We start from the raw sequence: 19,626 nt of genomic DNA, 5'->3' as shown, positions 1-19,626 counted from the left end.
CGGCGGGGAGGATGGGCCGGTGAGCGACGAGCTGGCCGGGGTGGCCCTGACCCATCTGGACGACGAACTGTTCGAGGGCGCCGGAGCGACGAAGCGGGACCTGGTCGGCTATCTGGACGCGGTCGCCGACCGGATGGTGCCGGTGCTGTCCGGTCGGCCGCTGTCGGTGATCCGGGTCCGACCCGGGTCGCCGCCGTTCATGCAGAAGAACCTGCCGAAGTACGCCCCGGAGTGGATCGCCCGCACCGTGGTCTGGTCGCCGGCCTCTTACCGGGAGATCACCTACGCGCTCGGGGACGACCACCGCACGCTGATCTGGTTCGGCAACCAGCGGGCGGTGGAGTACCACGTGACGCTGAGCCGGGCGGACGACCCGGCGCCCACCCATCTGGTCATCGATCTGGATCCGCCGGAGGGGGCGCCGTTCTCGGCCGTGGTCGCCACCGCGGCCCTGGTCCGGCAGGCGCTGGCCGACACCGGACTCGCCGGCGCAGTGAAGACCAGCGGGGCCAAGGGGCTGCACGTCTTCGTGCCCCTGCTGCCCGGGGTGTCCTGGGACGACGCCGCCGGGGCGACCCGGGCCCTGGCCGCCCGCGCTGCGGCCCTGGACCCGGGCGTGGCCACCCCGGCGTACATCGTCCAGGACCGGGAGGGGAAGGTGTTCGTCGACTCCACCCGGTCCGGCGGCGGCACGGTGGCCGCGGCGTACAGCCCGCGGGCCAGACCCGGGGCGCCGGTGTCGTTCCCGCTCGGCTGGGACGACCTCGGGTCCGTCTCCCCCGCCGACTTCACCCTGCACACCGCAGTCGCGGCGTTGGGCTCCGGTGATCCCTGGGCGGCGGCGATGCCCGACGCGGTGGCCCTGCCCGAGGACCTGCTCGAGCAGGGCCGGGCGATCCCCGTCGCCCGGGTCGCCGCCATGCACGAGGGGAAGCGGCGCAAGCGGGCGGCGCGGACCGCCGACGGGGACGGCTCCTGAGCGGTCCCGCTCAGAGATCGAGCAGCAGGTCGCGCATCGCTGCGGGCTGCGACAGGAACGGGTGGTGGCCGGTGTCGAGCTCGACCACGCGGTCGGCGCGGCGGGCGAACTCGTGCTGCCGATCGACCGGGGTACCCCGGTCCTGGGTGCAGACGAGATAGGTGGTCGGCACCTGGTGCCAGGCCGCCGCCGCCACGCCCTGCCCGATGACCTGGACGCTCTGCCGAGCCAGGTGGTCGGCTCCCGAGGCCCGGATGTCGGGACCGCAGTCCTGCAGGAAGGTCTGGACGAGCAGATCGGGCCGCACCCCGAAGGTCCCCGCGACCGGGTCGACGTCCAGGAACGGGGCCGGGGCCTCACCGCCGAAATCGCCCAGGCTCTGGCCGATCTCGGGCAGGTAGCTGGACACCAGCACGAGATGACGGACGGCGTCGATGCCGGCCGCCGCCTCGGCCGTGACGATCCCGCCGTAGCTGTGCGCGACCAACACGATCGGCTCCTCGCCGCCGAGCGCCGCGCGCACCGCGGCCACGTCCTCGGCGAGGCCGGCGCCCCCGGCCGCGATGCCCGTCTCCCCGCAGCTCGGCAGGGCCGGGCTCCGGCTGCCGATCCCCCGCTCCGCGAGCAGCTCGGCCGTGCGGTGCCGCCACCACGCCCCGTCCCGCACGCATGCCCCGTGCACGAAGACCACCCTCATCACTGCCTCCACGTCTCGACCGGCTCTTTCCGACGGTAGACGTACGACTTATTACGCGAAAAGATGGCGCCATGGGCCGCCGACCGCAGCCGGAGATCGCCCGGCACCTGCTCGAGGCCTGCACCGATCACGCTCTTGCGCACGGCCTCCCCGACCGGCTGGAGACCCTGGCCGCCGCGGCGGGCACGTCGTCCCGGATGCTGATCTACCACTTCGGCAGCCGCGACACCCTGCTCCGCGCTGTTCTGGACCGGGCCCGCCGGCGCCAGCAGGAGTTCTACGGCGAGCTGCTGACCGCCCGAGCGGGTGAGCCCTACCCCGTGACACTCCGCCGGGCGTGGGCGGAGATGACCGGACCGCGTGGCCGGCCGTACCTTGGCATGTTCGGGCAGCAGTTGCGGGACAGCACCGGGCAGCGACTGTGGCCCGGTTTCCCGCGGGAGGCGACGACGGACTGGCTGCCCCTGCTGACGGAGGGGCTGCGGACCATCGGCCGACCGGAGCTGGCCACCCTCGTGCTCGCCGTCATCCGCGGTCTGTTGCTGGATCTGGCCGCGACCGGCGACACCATCCGCACCGATGAGGCTTTCGACCACTACCTGGTCGGCCTGACCCCCCGCCGCACTTGACACCAGCCTGTCTCGATAGTAATTCTGTGCACGCATATCCAGTCAACGGCGACGGGGTGCAGAGGTCCTCCCGGGCGACTGTGCCGTGAGGGAGCGTGGTGGTGGGCGGGGAGCAGCGCGGCCTGCGGGCCGTCGTGGTGGCGGTCGATCAGGGCACCAGTGCGACCAAGGCGGTCGTCGTCGACGAGGCCGGCGAGATCCTGGGTCGGGCATCAGTGCGGGTCGGCCGGTCGGACCCCCGCCCGGGCTGGGTCGAACAGGACCCGGCCGAGATCCGGGACAGCGTCGTCACGGCCATCACCACCGCTCTCGACACGGTCCCCGGCGTCGAGGTGCGCGGGCTCGGCCTGACCAACCAGCGCGAATCGGCCCTGATCTGGGATCGGCAAACCGGCGAACCGCTGGGTCCCATGCTCGGCTGGCAGGACCGACGCACGGCCGGCCGGGTCGCCACCCTCCGGGAACGGGGCTGGGACACCCGCATCCGGGCGAGCACCGGCCTCCCGGTGGACCCGATGTTCTCCGCGTTGAAGCTCGGGTGGCTGCTGGACGAGATCGACCCGACCCGGGAGCAGGCGCGCAGTGGACAACTCGCCGTCGGCACCGTCGACTCCTGGCTGCTGTTCTCCCTCACCGGTGAGCACCGCATCGAGGCCGGTAACGCCGGCCGGACCCAGCTGCTCAACCTGGACCGGTTCCGCTGGGACGACGAGCTTCTCGAGCTGTTCGACATCCCCGCGGCGTGTCTGCCCGAGATCGTCCCGTCCGGCGCCGCGAGTGCGCCGATCACCGGGGTGCCGGGCCTGCCGGCGGGGGTACGGGTGCACGGCGTTCTGGGTGATTCGCACGCCGCGCTGTACGCGCACGGCGTCCGCGGGCCGGGACAGGTCAAGGTCACCCATGGCAGCGGCAGTTCGGTCATGGGGCTGTCGGGGAGTGCGTCTGCGGGCGCAGTTCCCGATCCGGCCGACGGCGGGGTGGTGCGCACCCTGGCCTGGGCGGACCCGGAGCCGGTCTTCGCGGTGGAGGGCACGATCCTGTCCACCGGGGCCACCGTGCTGTGGCTCGCGAAGTTGCTGGACTCGGATCCGGCCCGACTGGCCGCGTTGGCGGCCGGGACCGGTACGGCCCACGGGGTGAACCTGGTACCCGCCTTCGCCGGTCTGGGCGCGCCGTGGTGGGACGAGCAGGCCGTGGCCACGGTCAGCGGTTTCGGCCTGGGCACCAGCGCGGCCGATCTGGCCCGGGCCGCGTTCGAGTCCATCGCCCTGCAGACCGAGGACCTGCTCGCCGCGGTCGAGACCAGGGTCGGCACGCCGGTCGACACGGTGCTGGCCGACGGCGGCCCGGCCCAGAACGACTGGCTCATGCAGACCCAGGCCGACCTGAGCCGCCGACATCTGTTGCGCAGCAACATCGCCGAGCTCTCCGCCACCGGCGCCGCCCATCTGGCCGGTCTCGGGTGCGGCCTGTGGACCGCCGACGAGTGCCTGGACATGCCCCGGGACCGCACGGCATTCGAACCTGCGCTGGACGCCGAGACCGCCGCCGAACGGCGCCGGTCGTGGCGCGATGCCGTCGCCCGTTCCCGTTTTCGCCCCGCCCCCCAGGAGGAGTCCCCGTGACCGCATCCACCCCCGCCCCCCGGACGTCCGCGATCTTCGCCGGCCACTTCACCGGGCGCGTGGCGCTGGTGACCGGGGCCGGCCGCGGCATGGGCCTGGCCATCGCCCGGTCTCTGGCCGAGAACGGCGCCGGTGTCGTGCTTCTCGACCGTGACGAGCGGGTGGAGGCCGCGGCCGCGTCGCTGCGGGAGATGGGGCTGGATGCCGAGGGCGCGATCGTCGACGTCACCGACGAGGCCCAGGTCGGCGCCGCGGTCGATGCCATCGGCGAACGACGGGGTCGCCTGGACATCGTCGTCAACAACGCCGGCGTCATCAGCGTGGAGTACCTGCAGGATCTGACCCCCACCGAGTTCCGCCGCATCCTCGACGTGAACACCGTGGCGCCGTTCGTGGTGGCCCGGGCGGCGGCGCCGTGGCTGCGCCGCAGCGGCGGCGGGGTCATCCTCAACTCCGCCAGTGCCCAGGCCCGCGAGGGCTTCATCTACACACCGCACTACGCGGCCAGCAAGTTCGGCGTCATGGGCCTGACCCAGTCGCTGGCCAAGGAACTCGCCAAGGACGACATCCGGGTCAACGCCTACTGCCCGGGCATCGTGATGACCGACATGTGGGGCTACCTGGACGGCGCGTGGGCGGCCAAGCTCGGCGACTACCAGCCCGGCCAGCTCGTCCAGGAGTGGATCGACGCCATCCCGATGGGCCGCCCGGCCAGCGAAGCCGACGTGGCCAACCTGATCCTGTTCCTCGCCTCCGACGCCGCCAGCTACATCACCGGCCAGGCGATCAACATCGACGGCGGGATGCAGATGGACTGACGTCCGTAAATCCCCCCCCGCCCCGGCGGCTTCCACCGGGGCGGGCGAGCACGGACGTCAGGGCAGGATGCGGTCCGCGCGGTAGCGGCCGAGCATGTCCAGCAGGGAGCCGGTGGTGTTGACCCAGCCGGTGAACCCGGCGACCCGGCTGCGGGTCATGTCCCCGAACACCTCGGTCTCCCGGCCCAGGTCGCTGTCGGTGTGCCACCAGGACGCGACGCGGGACAGATCGGGCTCGGCGAGATCGTGCTCGGCGACGAGCTTCTCCCACACGGCCTCGGCCCCGACCATCTGCTCCTCCAGCGGCACCGGGGTCTCCCCCGGCCCCTCCGCGCGGACCCCGAAGTACTCGGCCAGCTGCGGCCACAGCCGACGCCAGCGCACGAGGTCGCCGTCGACGATGTTGAACTCGGTGTCCGCCGCCTGCGGGGTGGTCGCCGCCCAGAGCTGGTGGTCGGCGAGCAACTCCGCGTCGGTGATGTCGACGACGCCGTTCCACGCGACCTGCGATCCGGGGAACAGGAAAGGCCGGTCGGTCGCCTTGACGATCGCGGCGTAGGCACCGAGGGTCGAGGCCATGTTCATGGCGTTGCCGACCACGTGCCCGAAGACGGTGCTGGCACGGTGCACCGACCACGAGAACCCGTGCGCCGCAGCGGCTGCGGTGAGTTCGTCCTCCTGCGCGTAGTAGAAGTTCTCCACCGGCCGGCGCTCGGCGTCCTCCAGGAACGGGGTGTCCGGCAGCTCGCCGATCCCGTACGCCTCGAAGGGCCCGAGGTAGTGCTTGAACCCGGTGACCAGGGTGACGTGCCGGAGCGAGCCCTGCGGGCCGAGGACGGCGAGCAGGTCGCGCACCATGCCGCCGTTGACCCGGACGTTCTCCGCCTCGGTCTCCTGCCGTGACCACGCGGTGATGAACACGTGCGTGGGCTGGAGCCCGTCCAGCGCGCTCTGCAGGCTGTCCAACGAGGTCAGGTCGGCGGCCACGTGCCCGGCGCCGGGGATGTCCAGCGAACGCCGGGACAGCCCGGTGGTCCGCCAGCCGGCCTCGACCAGCTCGTCGATCAGCGCCGACCCGGTGATGCCGGTGGCCCCGACGACCAGCGCGTGCGCGCCCTCCGGCGGCGTGCGGGTCGGGGTCGGGGCGCGGTAGGCGGCGTTGTCGCCGGTGGGCAGGGTGGGGCTGTCGGGCATGGGTCTCCTCGTTCGCACGTCGATGACGGGGGTGGCCCGTACCTGGTGCGAACACGAGTGGACCCGGACCCATTCCTCGCGTGCGGCGAGTTCAACTCCTCGGCTCACTTCCCGGTTCGATCAGCGCCCGTTCAGGTCCGGGCGCCACCCCCCACCGTCATGCGCGGCGGTGCCGCCCGATCAACCGCACAGGGCAGCGGGAGTCCAGGCCGGCCACTCCGGAGCACCCTCGAGTGCGCCGTGCCGGTACGACGCACACAAGCGGAACGGGGCGTCCGCACTGGTGTTGTCGAACACTTCTGCGATGTCGGCCACGACGATCGCGTCTCGGACGTAAGACCAGAGCCGCTCGTAGCGCTCGCGGATCTTGTACTCGGGGACGACATGACCACCACGCCGGACACGCTCACGAACCCGCTGCACGGTCAGTTCGACGGGAACCAGGACGACGTGCAGGTGCACCAGATAGCCGGCCCCGGCGGCGTCGGTGACGAGCTGCACCTTGCTCGGGTGGGAGAACACAGTCTCGGAGATGAAGGATGTCCCCGCTGCGATGAGGGCCCGACGCTGTTCCTCGGCCATCTGCGCCGCCTCGTAGGCGTGCACCGCAGGATTCTCCGGCCAGTGTGATGCCGCGATCTCGTCGGCATTGACGAACGGCAGGCGTGTGGCGGGCAGCAGCACATCTGCGACATAGCTGGATTTCCCGGAACCGTCGGGACCGGCGAGGAGGTGCAGCAGAGGCATCAGTCGCGGGCCGGGTGCACGACGACACTGCCGTCGGCGTCGAGTTCCGAGTAGGACTCCCCTGCAGCAGTGAAACCGGCTGCGTAGTTCAGCTCTCCCCGGAGAGCCGTCGCGCGTTCGGTCCACTCCTGACGAACCACGGCCTGCTCCTGCTCGCTCAGCGCGTCATAGGACCCGGCGCCGACGAGAACGTGATTGATCGCCCGGTGGTTCACCTGGGGGGACATCTCCAGCTCACGACCGATGCGCGCCCAGTGGGCGATCTGCTGCGCCGCCGAGCGCGACGAGATCGCGGACGCTGCCACCGCAGCGTCATAGATGTCGGCCGGGAGGCGGGTGGGCTGACTGGTCCTGGCCATGCATCACGGTAGCACCGTGCTACCACGACCGAAGAAACGCTTCCGAGGACGACCAACGACGCCCGACTCGGTCAGACGTTGAAGCGGGACGTCGCAGGGGGTCGTTGGGTAGCGTCGGGTAGTGACGTTTACATGTCCTGATCTTGGAGGATGTGCACGCCGACCGTTTGGGAGGAAGGGGCAGAAACGGGCTGTCACGGCCTTCTTGCGGACTTTCTGCGGACCAGCGAAGATCAACTTGGGTCTGCCGCCTGTCCGAGCCCTCTTTAGCGAGACGGCACGTCGGGGCGGGCTAAGGCCGCCCAAGGTGAGGACAACACGCACGTTGTACGAGTGCCCTACAGTTCTGGCCGCGCCTGGCTAAGGTCGGTCAGATGTGGGATTTTGCGGCCTGCCTCCGGTGCCAGGGCAGACTAGAGCCCGAAGCGGGCGGCCTGTGCGGTGGCTGTTTGCAAGGATGGGAAAAGTGCTCTGACGAGAAAGTCACTGGGCATCTTCCCATGACTCTGCCCTTGTTTGTCGATTCCGAACCAGAGGAGGCTTTAGCCTCCGCGGGGGTGGTGCTCGGGCCCATGGGCACAGCGGAGAAACCAAGACAGGTCGAGCTTCCACCTCTTGGTGCAAAAATCCCGATATATTTTTTCATCCGCCGTACTGAGACGGTCTCGCAACGGTCAGGGCCGGCGAGCATTAAGAGTGTTCAGAAATACAAGCGATCGTCATCTCACAAGGGTGCTGAGCTCATGGTCCATTTCAACCTCTGGTACAAGGACCGAAAAACACTCTTGAACCGAGTGAGATGGATTGACCAGCTCGCAAATTACTACGTCGAATTCTACCTGGACCAGGCGACTTCGACCGTCGTCTTCTGCAACGAGGAGCGATTGAAAGATCACGGAAACCGCGGAAAACGGGTACCCGGACTCAAGCTGCGCGAGTGGCCATCGCTTGACTTCCTCACCGAGGAGGATTTTGTTCCAATGCGAGACGTACCGATCCGAGAAATCCTGGCGTTACCCACGGGGGATTACATGTTTCCTGAGGGGGGCTCGGTTGTCTCGCCAGGCCGTCATGGCCGCGATTGGGAGCCTGCGCACGTCTTACTCGAGGAATGGTCTCATGATATTGACTCGCAGCAAACGGTACAGAAATTTGAGATTGGCTTCTACCGAGCATATGACTCCAAGGGAGAGATTGGAGGCTGACGGGACTGCCTCCGCACGTTTTCGTTCCTCGTGATCAAAACGGGTACACGCCCGAAGGGGCAGCGGGAGGGCAGAGGTTACGTGAACAGCGTGGCGAACCGAGAGAGTTCCTGTCCCGGCCAAGTCAGAGCTTGCGCCAGGTACGGATGAGCCTGGGCAGGGGGATCAGTATGGGTAGTACGAGCATGAGGCACGCGAGCCAAAATACGGTGTCTGTGGCTGCGGCGAAGTGCCTGTGGCCGATCCCCCAGGCGATGCTCGCGAAAGCAAGTAGGCCCCCGACGACGGAACCGACGATCTGCCACGTTGGCGGCCGTTCGCCAAGCCAAATCTGACTGTCCTTGCCGGTGTCGTCGACCATGTCTGCATCCTGGCACCGGCCCGCCATCTTCGCGAGGGACACATCGCCCGGCCACCTGAACCCCTGTGGGATGCCGGCTGCGACGTGGTCACGGTGCAGCGTGCCCTAGGCCACGCGTCTGCGACGACCACCCTCGGGACTTACTCGCACCTGTGGCCGACTGCAGAAGATCGCACCCGACGTGCCGCCGACGCCCTCATGGTCGCAGCTTCCAGCGAGATTCTTGCGGACTATCTGCGGACAAGCAGATACCGCACATGCCCTCTGACCACAATGAACACCCTCGTTTCACACGTTGAAGCGGAACTCCACCACGTCCCCGTCGTGCATGACGTAGTCCTTGCCCTCGATGCGGGCCTTGCCGGCGGAACGGGCGGCGGCGATGGTCTTGGCGGCGACGAGGTCGTCGTAGGAGATGACCTCGGCCTTGATGAAGCCCTTCTCGAAGTCCGAGTGGATGACGCCGGCGGCCTGCGGGGCGGTGGCGCCCTGCTTGATCGTCCAGGCCCGCGACTCCTTGGGCCCGGCGGTCAGGTACGTCTGCAGGCCCAGGGTGTGGAAGCCGGCGCGGGCCAGGGCGTGCAGGCCCGGCTCCTCCTGGCCGACGGACTCGAGCAGCTCCAGGGCGGATTCGTCGTCCAGCTCCAGCAGCTCGTACTCGACCTTGGCGTCCAGGAATACCGCGTCGGCCGGGGCGACGGCCGCCTTCAGCTCGGCCTTGCGGGCGTCGTCGGTCAGCACCGACTCGTCGGCGTTGAACACGTACAGGAAGGGCTTGGTCGTCATCAACGACAGCTCCTTGAGCACGGCCAGGTCGATCGTCTTCTGCGCCGAGAACAGCGTCCGGCCGGAGTCCAGGACGGCCTGGGCGGCGACGGCGACCTCGAGGACCGCGCGGCGGTCCTTCTGCATCCGGGCTTCCTTCTCCAGCCGCGGGATCGCCTTCTCCAGCGTCTGCATGTCGGCCAGGATCAGCTCGGTGTTGATGGTCTCGATGTCGGCCATCGGATCCACCCGGCCGTCGACGTGGATCACGTCGTCGTCGGCGAACACGCGGACGACCTGGCAGATCGCGTCGGCCTCGCGGATGGTGGCCAGGAACTTGTTGCCCAGCCCGGCACCCTCGCTGGCCCCCTTGACGATGCCGGCGATGTCCACGAACGACACCACGGCCGGCACGATCTTCACCGAGTCGAACAGCTCGGCCAGCTTGTCCAGCCGCGGATCCGGCAGCGGGACGATGCCCACATTGGGCTCGATGGTGGCGAACGGATAGTTCGCGGCCAGCACGTCGGCCTTGGTCAGCGCGTTGAACAGGGTGGACTTGCCGACGTTGGGGAGGCCGACGATGCCGAGGGTCAGGGTCACGGGAAGCCAGTCTAAAGGGGGTCGGGCTCCGCGCCCGCCGGTGCACGCAGGACGCTGACCACCCAGCCCGCGTCGTCCATCCACGGGTCCAGGTGCCAGGTGGCGAAGCGGTGCTCCAGCACGAGCCCGACAGCGGCGCAGTCGGCGTCGAAGTCGGCCACGCGGTAGACGCGGTCGGTCGCGAAGCCGGTGACCAGCCGGCCACCCGGCACCAGCAGCGTCGCCAGCGCCGTCAACACGTCGCGCTCGCTACCCGGGGCGAGGAACACCATCACGTTGCCGGGGACGGCCACGACGTCGAACCGCTCGGGCGCACCGGCGCTGCGCAGCACGTCGGCGGTCACCGACCCCAGGTCGGCCCGCAGGTACCGCACCTCCGGGTACTGCCGGGCCGCGATGGCCAGCAGGCCGGCGTCCCGGTCCACCCCGACGACCCGGTGCCCACGACGGTGCAGGCCGGCGGCCACCCGCCCGGTGCCGCAGCCGGCGTCCAGGATCGCCGCGCCGCGCGGGGCGAGCACATCCAGGAAACGGGCCTCGCCGTCGTGATCGACCCCCTCGGCGAACTCGCGAGCGAACCGGTCGGCGTAGTCCGCCCAGTCCTGGCCGGTGTACTCCTGCTCCCACCGGGTGGGCGGTCCTGCGTCCAGCGTCATGACCGTGATGGTGCCCCACGCGGCCGTCGGTGTACGGCGGTGTCGGGGCGGGGTGCGAGAGTCGTGCCATGCCCTCCGTCGTGCTCTCCCCCGCTGCCCGCACGACCACGGCGGTGGTGATCACCGTGCTCGCGTGGGCCTCGGCCTTCGTGGCCATCCGCGCCGTGGGTCGGGACTTCGAGCCCGGGTCCCTCGCCCTGGGCCGGTTGCTGGTCGGCGCGATCGTGCTGGTCTCGATCACCGTGCTGCGCCGGGCGTGGGTGCGGCCGACCCGCCGGGAATGGCTGCTGCTGGTCGTGTGCGGGGTGGCCTGGTTCGCCCTCTACAACGTGGCCCTGAATGCGGCCGAACAGCACCTGGACGCCGGGACCACCGCGATGATCGTGGGCGTGGGGCCGGTGCTCATCGCCGTGCTGGCCGGCTGGCTGCTGCGCGAGGGATTTCCGCGGTGGCTCGTCATCGGGGCCGGCGTGGCCTTCGCCGGCGCCGTTCTCGTGGGTGTGGCCACCCGCCGGGCGGGCGCGGTGGATGTCACCGGCGTCGGTCTCGCTCTGGTCGCGGCCGTCACCTACGCGATCGGGGTGCTGGCCCAGAAGCCGGTGCTCCGCCGCCTTCCCGCCCTGCAGGTGACCGCCACCGCCTGCCTGATCGGCGCGGTGGCCTGCCTGCCGTTCCTGCCGCAGCTCGTCGGCGACCTGGCCGACGCCCCCGGGTCCGCCATCGCCGGAGTGGTGTACCTGGGCGCGGTGCCCACCGCCCTGGCCTTCGTCACCTGGGCCTATGCCCTGGCCCGGATGGACGCCGGTCGGCTCGGCGTCACCACCTACGTGGTCCCGCCCATCACGATCCTGCTGTCGCTGGTGCTGCTGGACGAGGTGCCGCCCCTGCTGGCGCTGGCCGGCGGGGCGCTGTGCCTGGTCGGCGTCGGGCTGTCCCGGCGGCGGAGCCGGCCCCGGGTGGAGCCGGCCCCGGCGGAGGGCTAGTGCGCCCGGCGGGTCCGACGGCGCGTGGTGACCACCACCGTGAGGCCCGCCCCGATGAGCAGCACGCCCGCCGAGATCAGACCCCCGACGTCGACCCCGGTGTGGGCCAGCGACCCCGACCGGACGGCCGCGGCGTCCCGTGAGGTCGTCCGGACCACCGGCACCACCACCGCGGTGACCGTGCTGGTCACCACCGGAGTCGTGGTGGTCGACGAGGTCGCCGGATCGGAGGTGACCGGATCGGACGTGGCCGGATCGGACGTGGTCGAACTGTCACTGGTCGACGGATCGCTGGTGGCCGGATCGCTGGTCGACGGATCGCTGCTGGTCGGCGGGGCCGCAGCGGTGACGGTGATCGACCCGGTCGCACGGAGTGATGAGCCGTACCCCACGGCGGTGACCTCCGCCGCACCCGGGGACGCATCCGCCGGGACGGCGGCGGCGATGCGGACGGCCCCGTCCCCGTCGGCCAGGGCGGTCACGTCCGCGGCTCCCGGGACGGTCAGCGTCACCGTCTCCCCGGCCCGGAAGCCTGATCCGGTCACCGTGAAGGCGTCGCCCGGCCGCAGCTCCCCGCCGGGAACCCCGAGGGTCCCGATCGGCGTGAGCGCCTCCGCGCACACGTCACCCTGCTCGCCCACCTGCGGGCCGTCGTCACCGAGGTCGGCGGGTTGGACGGTGACCTCCGCGGTGGCGATGCCGGGCAGGGCCGCGGTGATCAGACCGCCGTCGGCGTCGATCCGGGCCACCGACACCCCCTCCTCTCCCGCGCCGGGCACCGGGAACGAGGCCGGCGCGCACCGCTGTCCGGCCGGGACGGTGACCTTCGTCGTGGCCGTGATCCTGGTCGAGACGCCCGCCTGCGCGTGCGTGACGATCCAGGTCGTCACCGGTCGGGGGGAGGGCTCGTCCAGCAGCACGGCCAGGGAGCCCGCCCGGGTGGCGGCCACCTGCCGGACCCCGGTCGGGGCCAGCGACAGCGTCGGCAGCTTGCGCACCTCGGGCCGTCCCACGCTGCTGCGGGTGGCGGCCACGTCCGCGATGTACACCCCGCCGGTGTCCGTGCCCGACCGGAACCGGATCCCGCGGATGTCGGTCAGGTCGAGGCCGGCCAGCGAGCTGAGTGGCACGCGCACCTGCTGCAGCACCACCCGGCGCAGCGGGGTGGTGGTTCCGGGCAGCACCCGCAGGGCGTCGTCGAGGAGGGCGGGGTCCAGCGAGCGGGTCGTCCCGGTCCCGTCGTACACCTCCGCCGTGACGTCCGTGCTGCCGGCCACCGCCTCGTCCGGCGCCAGCGTGAAGGTCAGATCGGTCATGGTGGACACGTCGCGGGAACCAACCGCGAACGGAAGGTCCAGGGAGCCGCCGGCGGCGTCCCACCGCATCCGGAAGGCGGAGGACGTGGGCAGGGAACCGGCGCTCCACGCGGGTCCCCAGTGGGGCACCTGGTCGGGCGCCAGGGTCGAGCACGCCGTGGCCGCCGAGAGCGCCGCGGTGCCGGATCCGGTGCACACCGCGGCCTGGACCCCCGAAGCCAGGAGCGTCGTGGACGCGGTCGGCGCGAGATCGATCCGGTCGTCCGCCGGGGCCTGCGCGGCCACCCGCACGTCGGCGTTCCGGGCCGAGGCCACCGTGGACCGGGAACCGTCGAACAGCGGAAGGAACCGGGTGTCGTCGGCCAGGGTCAGGCGGAAGAAGCCGGACAGGTAGGCCGTGCCCACGGCCCGCTGGGCGGCCTGGTCGAGCCGCCCGGGTGCGTTCTGTCCGCAGACCGGATTGCTCTGGTCCTCGTCCACGTACGACCAGTCGTCGGACGTGGCGACGGAGAAGCCGCCCGGCGACCAGATCGTGTTGAAGTAGTTGTGGTTGGTCCCCATGACCAGCAGCGAGGTCCGCAGGACGGAGTCGTCGAAGGCACCCTGCGCGTCGTCGACGAAGTGCTGCCCGTCCAGGCTGCTGACGTCCCCGTCGCAGTAGGGCAGCAGGACCGCGGTGGCCACGCCGGGCGCGGTCTCCCGGGTGGGGTTGGTCGGGGCGAGCGGGAAGACCGACCGGATGCCGAACGGCTGGTCCAGCTGGGAGTTCATCCGGGCCGCGCGCACCACGCCGGCGCCGCCCCGGGAGTGGCCCATCAGGCCGACCCGGGTGAGGTCGAGCCGGCCGCGGAGCACCGGGTCGAAGCCCGGCGCGCCGACGGTGTCGGCCTGGGCGAGGCGGGTCAGCGTGTCCAGGACCAGCTGCCCCCGGGCCTGCGTACCCCCGTCGGAGGCGAAGTTGTCGAGGACGTTGATCGCGTCGGCGGACACCGAGACCACGACCACCCCGTTGCTGGCCAGCGCCTGGGCGGGCTGGTCGTAGCCCAGATAGCTGGGGATGGATGCGCCACCCGTGCACGGCCACTGCTCGGGTCCGCTGACGCAGCCCGTGTGCCGACCGTGCAGGAAGAGCGCCACCGGACTGGCCGTGGTCTTCTCCGCGGGGTAGTAGACGGCGCCGCGGATCTCGCCCCGCCGGCCCTCGAGACCGGCCAGGTCCTCGACCTCGTCACCGAGGTCGTAGTCGGCGCGGGCGACGGTGTACGGCCCGGCTACGGCCGGGTCGGCGTCCAGCACGGGACCGGACGCCGGCGGCGCGGTGTCGCCCGCTGTCCCGTCGGCGGCCTGGACCGCGGGGTCGCCGTCCCAGGTGAGCACCACGGTGTCGGTGTTCCGGACGGCGGGGTCGGGGGTTTCCGCCTGCACCCTGCGTCGGTCCGCGGACACCGACACGGACGTCAGGTCGACGCCGTCCACCTCGAGCCCGGCCTCGGCCGATCGGACGGGGAGCGGATCGGCGACGGTGAGTTCGATGCGGTAGCCGTCGGCGGTCTCGGTGATGGTCCAGCCCGGGCCGGAGTCGACGACGTCGCCCGGCGCGGCGGAGGCGGCCCCGGCGAGGGGCGGCGCCAGCACCAGACCGCCCACCAGCAGCAGGACGGCCAGGGCGCCGGGCAAGGTCGGTCGGCGACGGGTCTTCACGATCGGATCTCCCGGAAGGGCCAGGGCACCCTCTCGGGAGAACGGACGGACGACCACCCCGGGAATGCCTGACAGTGATCAGATCATTACGTTCGGTTGCCCCTCGGTGAAGCCCAGCCGGGTCGAGCGGTCAGCCGGCGACCGCGTCGTACCGGGCCAGCACCAACCCCGCCAACGTGGTGCCCAACGGCTCGGTGATCAGCACCGGGACGTCCCCGGCGAGGTCGCGGGCGCGGCGGACGGTGGCGTCCAGCAGCAGCCCCGGAGCCAGGAACAGCGGCACCACCACGACGGGGGTGTCGGTGGTGACTGCGTGCTCCCCCACCTGCTCGAGGACGGCCGCGGCCTTGGGCTGGCCGGCGGTGGCAAACCCCGCCCACACCGGCCCGGTCCGCAGCGCGGCCCACCGGCCGGCCAGATCGTGCACGGCGTCGTTGGCGCTCTGCACGCTGGAGCCGACCGCCAAGAGCAGGATCGCGGCGTCGTCCGGGACGTCGGCGGTGCGGGCAGCGGCCCGCAGCGCGGCCAGCACCTCGTCCCCCATGCCGAGGATGTCGCCGACGAGCAGCTCCACCCCGGTCTCGCCGGTCACCTCACCGACCGCGGTCGGCGTGTCCACCGTGGCGTGGAAGGCCTGGGTGAACAGCAGCGGGAGCACCACGGCCCGCGCCAGCTCCCCCTCCTGCTGCAACGCAACCACGGCCTGTCCGAGGTCGGGTTCCATCAGGTCGAGGTAGGCGGGTCGGGTGACCAGACCCGGTCGCAGCTCCGCCACCGCGGCCATCACCGCCTCGATGGTCTCGGCGGCGCGGGGGTCCCGACTGCCGTGGGCCAGCCCGATCAGCGGCGGGACGCCGCTCACGCGAGGGCGCGCAGACGCGGCAGGACCTGCTCGCCGTAGATCTTCAGGAAGCGCTCCTGATCCGGACCCGGGGCGTGGAACACCAGATGCCGGAAGCCCAGGTCGAGGTACGTCCTGATCTTCTCCACGTGCTCGTCGGGATCGGACGAGACGATCCACCGGGACTGCGCGCGCTCCACCGGCAGCGCATCGGACAGCCGCTGCATCTCGATCGGGTCCTCCACGCCCATCTTCTCCTCGGCGCTGAGCGCCAGCGCCGCCCAGTAGCGGGTGTCCTCCCGGGCCCGGTCGAGATCCGGATCGAACGACACCTTCATCTCGATCATCAGATCCAGGTCGTCCAGGGTGCGACCGGCCTTGACGGCGCCCTCGGCCAGGGCCGGCATCAACGTGTCGCGATACAGCGTCTCGGGCTTGCCGGAGGTGGTGATGAACCCGTCGCCCACCCGGCCGGCCATCCGCGTCGCCGCCGGACCCGAGGCGCCGATGTAGATCGGCACGGGGGTGTCCGGACGGTCGTAGATGGTGGCGTTCTGCGTCCGGTAGAACTGCCCGTCGAAGGTGACCCGCTCACCCGACCACAGCTCCTTGATGAGCGTGATCGCCTCCTTGAGCCGGGCGAACCGCTCCTTGCCGTCGGGCCACTCGATGCCCAGCGGCACCTCGTTCAGCGACTCCCCCGACCCGATGCCCAGGATGATCCGCCCCGGGTACAGCACGCCCAGGGTGGCGAAGGCCTGGGCGACGACACCCGGGTGGTAGCGGAACGTGGGCGTCAGCACGGAGGTCCCGAGGATCACCCGTTCGGTGCGGGCGCCGGCCGCGCCCAGCCACGGCAGGGCGGCGGGGGCGTGCCCGCCGTCGTGCCGCCAGGGCTGCAGGTGGTCGGAGGTGAAGACCGAGTCGAAGCCGTTCTCCTCGGCCGCCACCGTGTAGCGCAGCAGATCCACCGGCCCGAACTGCTCGGCCGATGCCTTGTACCCCAGACGAAGTCCCATGACCCGATCCTGCCCGTTGCGACGGCCCGCCCGCACCCCTGTGGCGTTCGAGGGTGCGGGCGTCGCGATCAGCGTCCGGTGGTGGACAACCCGCGGGCGGTCAGGATGGCCCGCTCGATCGGCCGGAAGAAGAGCATCTCCACGCCGACACCGACGATGAAGATGAGGATCAGGCCGGTGTAGAGCAGCGGGGCGTCGGACAGGTCACGGCCCTGGTTCATCAGCTGGCCGAGACCGAACCCGAGCTTGCTCGACGTGGCGATCAGCTCGGCGGCCATCAGCGAACGCCAGGAGAACGCCCAGCCCTGCCGTAGACCGGCGACGTATCCGGGCAGCGCCGCGGGCAGCAGCACGTGCCGGGTCTGCCCCCACCAGGACAGGCCGAGGACCTTGCCGACCCGGTTGTACAACGGCGGCACCTGGTCGATCCCCGAGACGAGCCCGTTGGCGATCGACGGCACGGCGCCCAGCAGCACCACCATGTAGATCATCGACGGGCTGATCTGGAACCACAGGATGGCCAGCGGCACCCAGGCCACCGACGGCAGCGACTGCAGCCCGGACAGCAGCGGCCCGATCGAGGCGCGCAGCCAGCCCAGCCGGGCCACCGCGATGCCGATCAGCGAGCCCAGCACGATGGACATGGCGAAGCCGATGAGCCCGCGGGACAGGCTCGTCCACACCGCGTCGACGGCCTGGCCGCCCTCCAGCAACCGCAGGAACTCCTTGCCGACCGAGGCGGGCGACGGGAGCATCACCTCCGGCTTGACCTTGAGCAGGAAGAGGATCTCCCAGATCACCAGCACGACGACCAACGCCAGGAACGGCGGCACGATCGACGAGCCGAGCCGCCGCCACCAGGGCGTGCGGTGCAGGTCGACCGCATCCAGTCGATCCAGACCGGCCTCGACGCGGGCGGTGTCCTCGCGTTCGACCTCCTCGCGGGAGACCACCGAATCGTCAAGCGCCGGCATGGCTGGCGATCTCCTCACGCAGACGCACGGTGATCTCGGCGGCCAGCGCCGAGACCTCGGGATGCTCGATGGTGCGCGGGCCCGGGATGGCGACCTGCCACTCGCCGACGACGCGACCGGGGCGGGAGGACAGCAGGACCACCCGCTGGCCCAGCCGGACGGCCTCGCGGACGTTGTGCGTCACGAAGACGACGCTGTTGCCCGTCTCCTTCCACACCCGGGTGAGTTCGTCGTGCATGACGTCGCGGGTGATCGCGTCCAGCGCGGCGAACGGCTCGTCCATCAGCAGGACCGTGCCGTCCTGGGCCAGCGCGCGAGCCAGCGAGACCCGCTGCCGCTGCCCTCCCGACAGCTCGTGCACCCGCCGGTCGGCGGTGCCGCCCAGGCGCACCAGCTCGAGCAACTGCTCGACCCGGGCCCGGCGATCGGCCTTGGCCACCCCGGCGTACTTCAGGGCCAGTGACACGTTCTGCCCCGCGGTCAACCACGGGAACAGCGCCGCCTCCTGGAACATCAGTGCGGGCCGGCCGGCCACCGTGAGGGTGCCGGAGGTCGGCTGGTCCAGGCCGCTGATCAGGTTGAGCAGCGTGGACTTGCCGCAGCCGGAGGCACCCAGCAGGCAGACGAACTCACCCGGCGCCACCGACAGGCTGACGGTGTCCAGGGCCGGAACGGCCCTGCCACCACCTTTGCGGCCGCCCCGGCCGCTGAAGACCTTGCCCACGCCGTCGAGCCGCACCGCGGCCTCCACCGTCTGCAGGGTCGGCGGCAACAGCGGGACGACGCGGGGATCGTCGTCGATGTAGACGCGCTCCCGCTTGGTGGGGCTCAGGGTGACCATGTGGGCTCCTCGTTCCTGTCCGCTTATTCCTGACCCAGACCGGCGGCCGAGACGGCCGGCTTGCCCTGGGCGGTGAGCACCTTGTTGAGGATGCGCAGGTCGTAGATGCCGTTCAGATCGGGCTCCTCGGTGAGGGTGCCCGCGGCCAAGCCGTCGGCGGCGATCTTGGTCAGCGACGAGGCCAGCGGATCCCAGGTGGGGGTGATGTTCGCGAAGGCGCTCTCGATCGTGGCGTCCTGCAGCGGCTTGCCGGTCAGCTCACCGATCGCGGCGTTCAGCGCGGTGCGCGAGCCGGTCGGGTCGGCCTGGATGGCCTCGATCTCGGCGACCTCGCCGGTGATCAGCTTCTCGATGACGTCCGGGTGCGCCTCGAGATAGGTGCGCGAGACGATCAGGTGGGTGGTCAGGAACTTCTCGTCCGGCCACAGGGTCTTCTCGTCCACCAGCACCTTGCCGCCGGCCTCGAGCACCAGGCGGGACGCCCACGGCTCGGGCAGCCACCCACCGGCGACCTCGCCGCTCTTGAACAGGTCCAGGGTCTGCGCGTTCTCCTGGTTGACGATGTCGACATCGGACCCGCCGGTGGTCTGCACCTTCAACCCGTTGTCCAGCAGCCACTTCCGCAGCGCCACGTCCTGGGTGCCGCCTAGCTGAGGGGTGGCCAACGTCTTGCCGGCGAGGTCGGCTGCGGAGTTGATGTCCGGCGCGACCACGAGCGCGGCCCCGTTGTCGGTGGCCCCGGCCACGATGCGGATCGCGTCCCCGTCGGACTTGGCGAAGGCGTTGATCGCCGGGTTCGGGCCGATGAAGGTGGCGTCGATGGCGCCGGACAGCAACGCCTCGGTGGCCGCCGGGCCGGCGTTGAAGGTGGTGGTCTCCAGCGCGGTGTCGCCGAGCGCCTTCTGGAACGTTCCGTTGGCCACCCCGAGCACGGCGGCGGCGTGGGTGACGTTCGGGAAGTACCCGAGACGCAGCGTCCCGCCACCCTCGGCGGTGTCGCCCCGGGTGACGGAGTCGGTGCCGGCACCGGCAGACCCGCTGTCCGTACCGCCGCCACCGCAGGCGGCGGTCAGGGCGAGCAGACCGGCGAGGACGACGGCGGCCGCGCCGCGACGGCGGACGGTGCGGGAGGAGAGGGCAGGCACGGGAGGACTCCACGATCTGATGAACAGGGGGCGCGGCGCCGGGCGCGCGGAGAAGGGCGCTGGAGACCGGGAACGCGGCGTGGGCCTGCGTCCGAGGTCAGCTGGCGGAACAGGCTGCGCAGCTGCGGCGCATGAGATCGACGGTCAGACGTGCAACAAGGCACAGAC

General features: G+C 71.0%; 19 protein-coding genes and 1 pseudogene. 7 read left to right on the top strand and 13 right to left on the bottom strand.

All coding sequences use genetic code 11. The features are described from left to right. The first annotated feature begins 19 nt into the window (after positions 1–19). The gene (locus J2S58_RS17525; protein ID WP_205257041.1) at positions 20–979 is read left to right on the top strand and encodes a DNA polymerase domain-containing protein; all 960 of its coding nucleotides are present in this window, start codon (positions 20–22) and stop codon (positions 977–979) included. Positions 980–989: 10 nt separating this feature from the next. Here the strand turns inward: J2S58_RS17525 and J2S58_RS17520 are convergent, their stop codons facing one another. Then, positions 990–1,676: an alpha/beta hydrolase gene (locus tag J2S58_RS17520; protein WP_205257040.1), complete on the bottom strand. Its 687-nt coding sequence runs from the start codon at positions 1,674–1,676 to the stop codon at positions 990–992. A gap of 71 nt (positions 1,677–1,747) precedes the next feature. On the opposite strand from J2S58_RS17520, the gene J2S58_RS17515 reads away from it, so the two are divergent. The 3 genes from J2S58_RS17515 to J2S58_RS17505 all read left to right on the top strand — a co-directional run bounded on the left by J2S58_RS17515 (position 1,748) and on the right by J2S58_RS17505 (position 4,748). After that, entirely contained in the window at positions 1,748–2,305 is a 558-nt protein-coding gene (locus J2S58_RS17515; RefSeq protein ID WP_205257039.1) for a TetR/AcrR family transcriptional regulator, read from the top strand. Positions 2,306–2,406: 101 nt separating this feature from the next. Further along, on the top strand, positions 2,407–3,930 hold the full coding sequence (locus J2S58_RS17510) for an FGGY family carbohydrate kinase (RefSeq protein WP_205257038.1): 1,524 nt from the start codon (positions 2,407–2,409) through the stop codon (positions 3,928–3,930). Continuing rightward, positions 3,927–4,748, top strand: a complete 822-nt coding sequence (locus J2S58_RS17505; RefSeq protein WP_205257037.1) for an SDR family NAD(P)-dependent oxidoreductase — start codon at positions 3,927–3,929, stop codon at positions 4,746–4,748. The genes J2S58_RS17510 and J2S58_RS17505 overlap by 4 nt, the downstream gene beginning before the upstream one ends. Before the next feature lie 57 nt (positions 4,749–4,805). On the opposite strand, the gene J2S58_RS17500 is transcribed toward J2S58_RS17505, so the two are convergent. The 3 genes from J2S58_RS17500 to J2S58_RS17490 form a co-directional block, all read right to left on the bottom strand. Then, on the bottom strand, positions 4,806–5,942 hold the full coding sequence (locus tag J2S58_RS17500; RefSeq protein WP_205257036.1) for an SDR family oxidoreductase: 1,137 nt from the start codon (positions 5,940–5,942) through the stop codon (positions 4,806–4,808). A 180-nt stretch (positions 5,943–6,122) separates the two neighbouring features. Beyond that, positions 6,123–6,689: a zeta toxin family protein gene (locus tag J2S58_RS17495; protein WP_205257035.1), complete on the bottom strand. Its 567-nt coding sequence runs from the start codon at positions 6,687–6,689 to the stop codon at positions 6,123–6,125. Next, on the bottom strand, positions 6,689–7,048 hold the full coding sequence (locus tag J2S58_RS17490; protein ID WP_205257034.1) for a TA system antitoxin ParD family protein: 360 nt from the start codon (positions 7,046–7,048) through the stop codon (positions 6,689–6,691). Before J2S58_RS17490 ends, J2S58_RS17495 begins: the two co-directional genes overlap by 1 nt. A gap of 500 nt (positions 7,049–7,548) precedes the next feature. Between J2S58_RS17490 and J2S58_RS17485 the strand changes: the two genes are divergently transcribed. After that, a complete protein-coding gene (locus J2S58_RS17485) occupies positions 7,549–8,253 on the top strand; it encodes a hypothetical protein (RefSeq protein WP_205257033.1) in 705 nt (234 codons plus the stop codon). 124 nt (positions 8,254–8,377) lie between these two features. Here the strand turns inward: J2S58_RS17485 and J2S58_RS17480 are convergent, their stop codons facing one another. Further along, positions 8,378–8,614, bottom strand: coding sequence for a hypothetical protein (locus J2S58_RS17480; RefSeq protein WP_205257032.1), 237 nt, complete (start codon positions 8,612–8,614; stop codon positions 8,378–8,380). Positions 8,615–8,686: 72 nt separating this feature from the next. On the opposite strand from J2S58_RS17480, the pseudogene J2S58_RS19240 reads away from it, so the two are divergent. Continuing rightward, a pseudogene (locus J2S58_RS19240) lies at positions 8,687–8,824 on the top strand (tyrosine-type recombinase/integrase); the annotation flags it as partial. Positions 8,825–8,902: 78 nt separating this feature from the next. Here the strand turns inward: J2S58_RS19240 and ychF are convergent. Beyond that, positions 8,903–9,982, bottom strand: a complete 1,080-nt coding sequence (ychF, locus tag J2S58_RS17475) for a redox-regulated ATPase YchF (protein WP_205257031.1) — start codon at positions 9,980–9,982, stop codon at positions 8,903–8,905. A gap of 11 nt (positions 9,983–9,993) precedes the next feature. Beyond that, positions 9,994–10,638, bottom strand: coding sequence for a class I SAM-dependent methyltransferase (locus tag J2S58_RS17470; RefSeq protein WP_205257030.1), 645 nt, complete (start codon positions 10,636–10,638; stop codon positions 9,994–9,996). Positions 10,639–10,706: 68 nt separating this feature from the next. On the opposite strand from J2S58_RS17470, the gene J2S58_RS17465 reads away from it, so the two are divergent. After that, positions 10,707–11,621, top strand: coding sequence for a DMT family transporter (locus tag J2S58_RS17465; protein ID WP_205257029.1), 915 nt, complete (start codon positions 10,707–10,709; stop codon positions 11,619–11,621). Here the strand turns inward: J2S58_RS17465 and J2S58_RS17460 are convergent. The 6 genes from J2S58_RS17460 to J2S58_RS17435 form a co-directional block, all read right to left on the bottom strand. Next, positions 11,618–14,638 (bottom strand): alpha/beta hydrolase, encoded by a 3,021-nt coding sequence (locus J2S58_RS17460; protein ID WP_205257028.1) that lies wholly within the window; start codon positions 14,636–14,638, stop codon positions 11,618–11,620. The genes J2S58_RS17465 and J2S58_RS17460 overlap by 4 nt on opposite strands. A gap of 130 nt (positions 14,639–14,768) precedes the next feature. After that, positions 14,769–15,500, bottom strand: coding sequence for a sirohydrochlorin chelatase (locus J2S58_RS17455; RefSeq protein ID WP_205257027.1), 732 nt, complete (start codon positions 15,498–15,500; stop codon positions 14,769–14,771). Then, complete coding sequence (gene fgd / locus J2S58_RS17450; RefSeq protein WP_205257026.1) at positions 15,497–16,498, bottom strand: glucose-6-phosphate dehydrogenase (coenzyme-F420); 1,002 nt, start codon at positions 16,496–16,498, stop codon at positions 15,497–15,499. Before fgd ends, J2S58_RS17455 begins: the two co-directional genes overlap by 4 nt. Positions 16,499–16,566: 68 nt before the next feature. Next, a complete protein-coding gene (locus J2S58_RS17445) occupies positions 16,567–17,472 on the bottom strand; it encodes an ABC transporter permease (RefSeq protein ID WP_205257025.1) in 906 nt (301 codons plus the stop codon). Beyond that, positions 17,459–18,313: an ABC transporter ATP-binding protein gene (locus J2S58_RS17440; protein WP_205257024.1), complete on the bottom strand. Its 855-nt coding sequence runs from the start codon at positions 18,311–18,313 to the stop codon at positions 17,459–17,461. The genes J2S58_RS17445 and J2S58_RS17440 overlap by 14 nt, the downstream gene beginning before the upstream one ends. A gap of 23 nt (positions 18,314–18,336) precedes the next feature. Beyond that, positions 18,337–19,458 (bottom strand): ABC transporter substrate-binding protein, encoded by a 1,122-nt coding sequence (locus J2S58_RS17435; RefSeq protein WP_306829078.1) that lies wholly within the window; start codon positions 19,456–19,458, stop codon positions 18,337–18,339. Between the last annotated feature and the right edge of the window lie 168 nt (positions 19,459–19,626).

The sequence above is a fragment of the Nakamurella flavida genome (genome assembly GCF_030811475.1).
Taxonomy (GTDB): Bacteria; Actinomycetota; Actinomycetes; order Mycobacteriales; family Nakamurellaceae; genus Nakamurella; species Nakamurella flavida.
This window is presented reverse-complemented; position numbering and strand designations above follow the sequence as displayed.

Coding starts and splice junctions, on each gene's coding strand:
- J2S58_RS17440 (WP_205257024.1), bottom strand. CDS start 18,313: ATGGTCACCCTGAGCCCCACCAAGCGGGAGCGCGTCTACATCGACGAC.
- J2S58_RS17480 (WP_205257032.1), bottom strand. CDS start 8,614: ATGGTCGACGACACCGGCAAGGACAGTCAGATTTGGCTTGGCGAACGG.
- J2S58_RS17500 (WP_205257036.1), bottom strand. CDS start 5,942: ATGCCCGACAGCCCCACCCTGCCCACCGGCGACAACGCCGCCTACCGC.
- J2S58_RS17520 (WP_205257040.1), bottom strand. CDS start 1,676: ATGAGGGTGGTCTTCGTGCACGGGGCATGCGTGCGGGACGGGGCGTGG.
- J2S58_RS17465 (WP_205257029.1), top strand. CDS start 10,707: ATGCCCTCCGTCGTGCTCTCCCCCGCTGCCCGCACGACCACGGCGGTG.
- J2S58_RS17495 (WP_205257035.1), bottom strand. CDS start 6,689: ATGCCTCTGCTGCACCTCCTCGCCGGTCCCGACGGTTCCGGGAAATCC.
- J2S58_RS17490 (WP_205257034.1), bottom strand. CDS start 7,048: ATGGCCAGGACCAGTCAGCCCACCCGCCTCCCGGCCGACATCTATGAC.
- J2S58_RS17470 (WP_205257030.1), bottom strand. CDS start 10,638: ATGACGCTGGACGCAGGACCGCCCACCCGGTGGGAGCAGGAGTACACC.
- J2S58_RS17445 (WP_205257025.1), bottom strand. CDS start 17,472: ATGCCGGCGCTTGACGATTCGGTGGTCTCCCGCGAGGAGGTCGAACGC.
- J2S58_RS17515 (WP_205257039.1), top strand. CDS start 1,748: ATGGGCCGCCGACCGCAGCCGGAGATCGCCCGGCACCTGCTCGAGGCC.
- J2S58_RS17485 (WP_205257033.1), top strand. CDS start 7,549: ATGACTCTGCCCTTGTTTGTCGATTCCGAACCAGAGGAGGCTTTAGCC.
- fgd (WP_205257026.1), bottom strand. CDS start 16,498: ATGGGACTTCGTCTGGGGTACAAGGCATCGGCCGAGCAGTTCGGGCCG.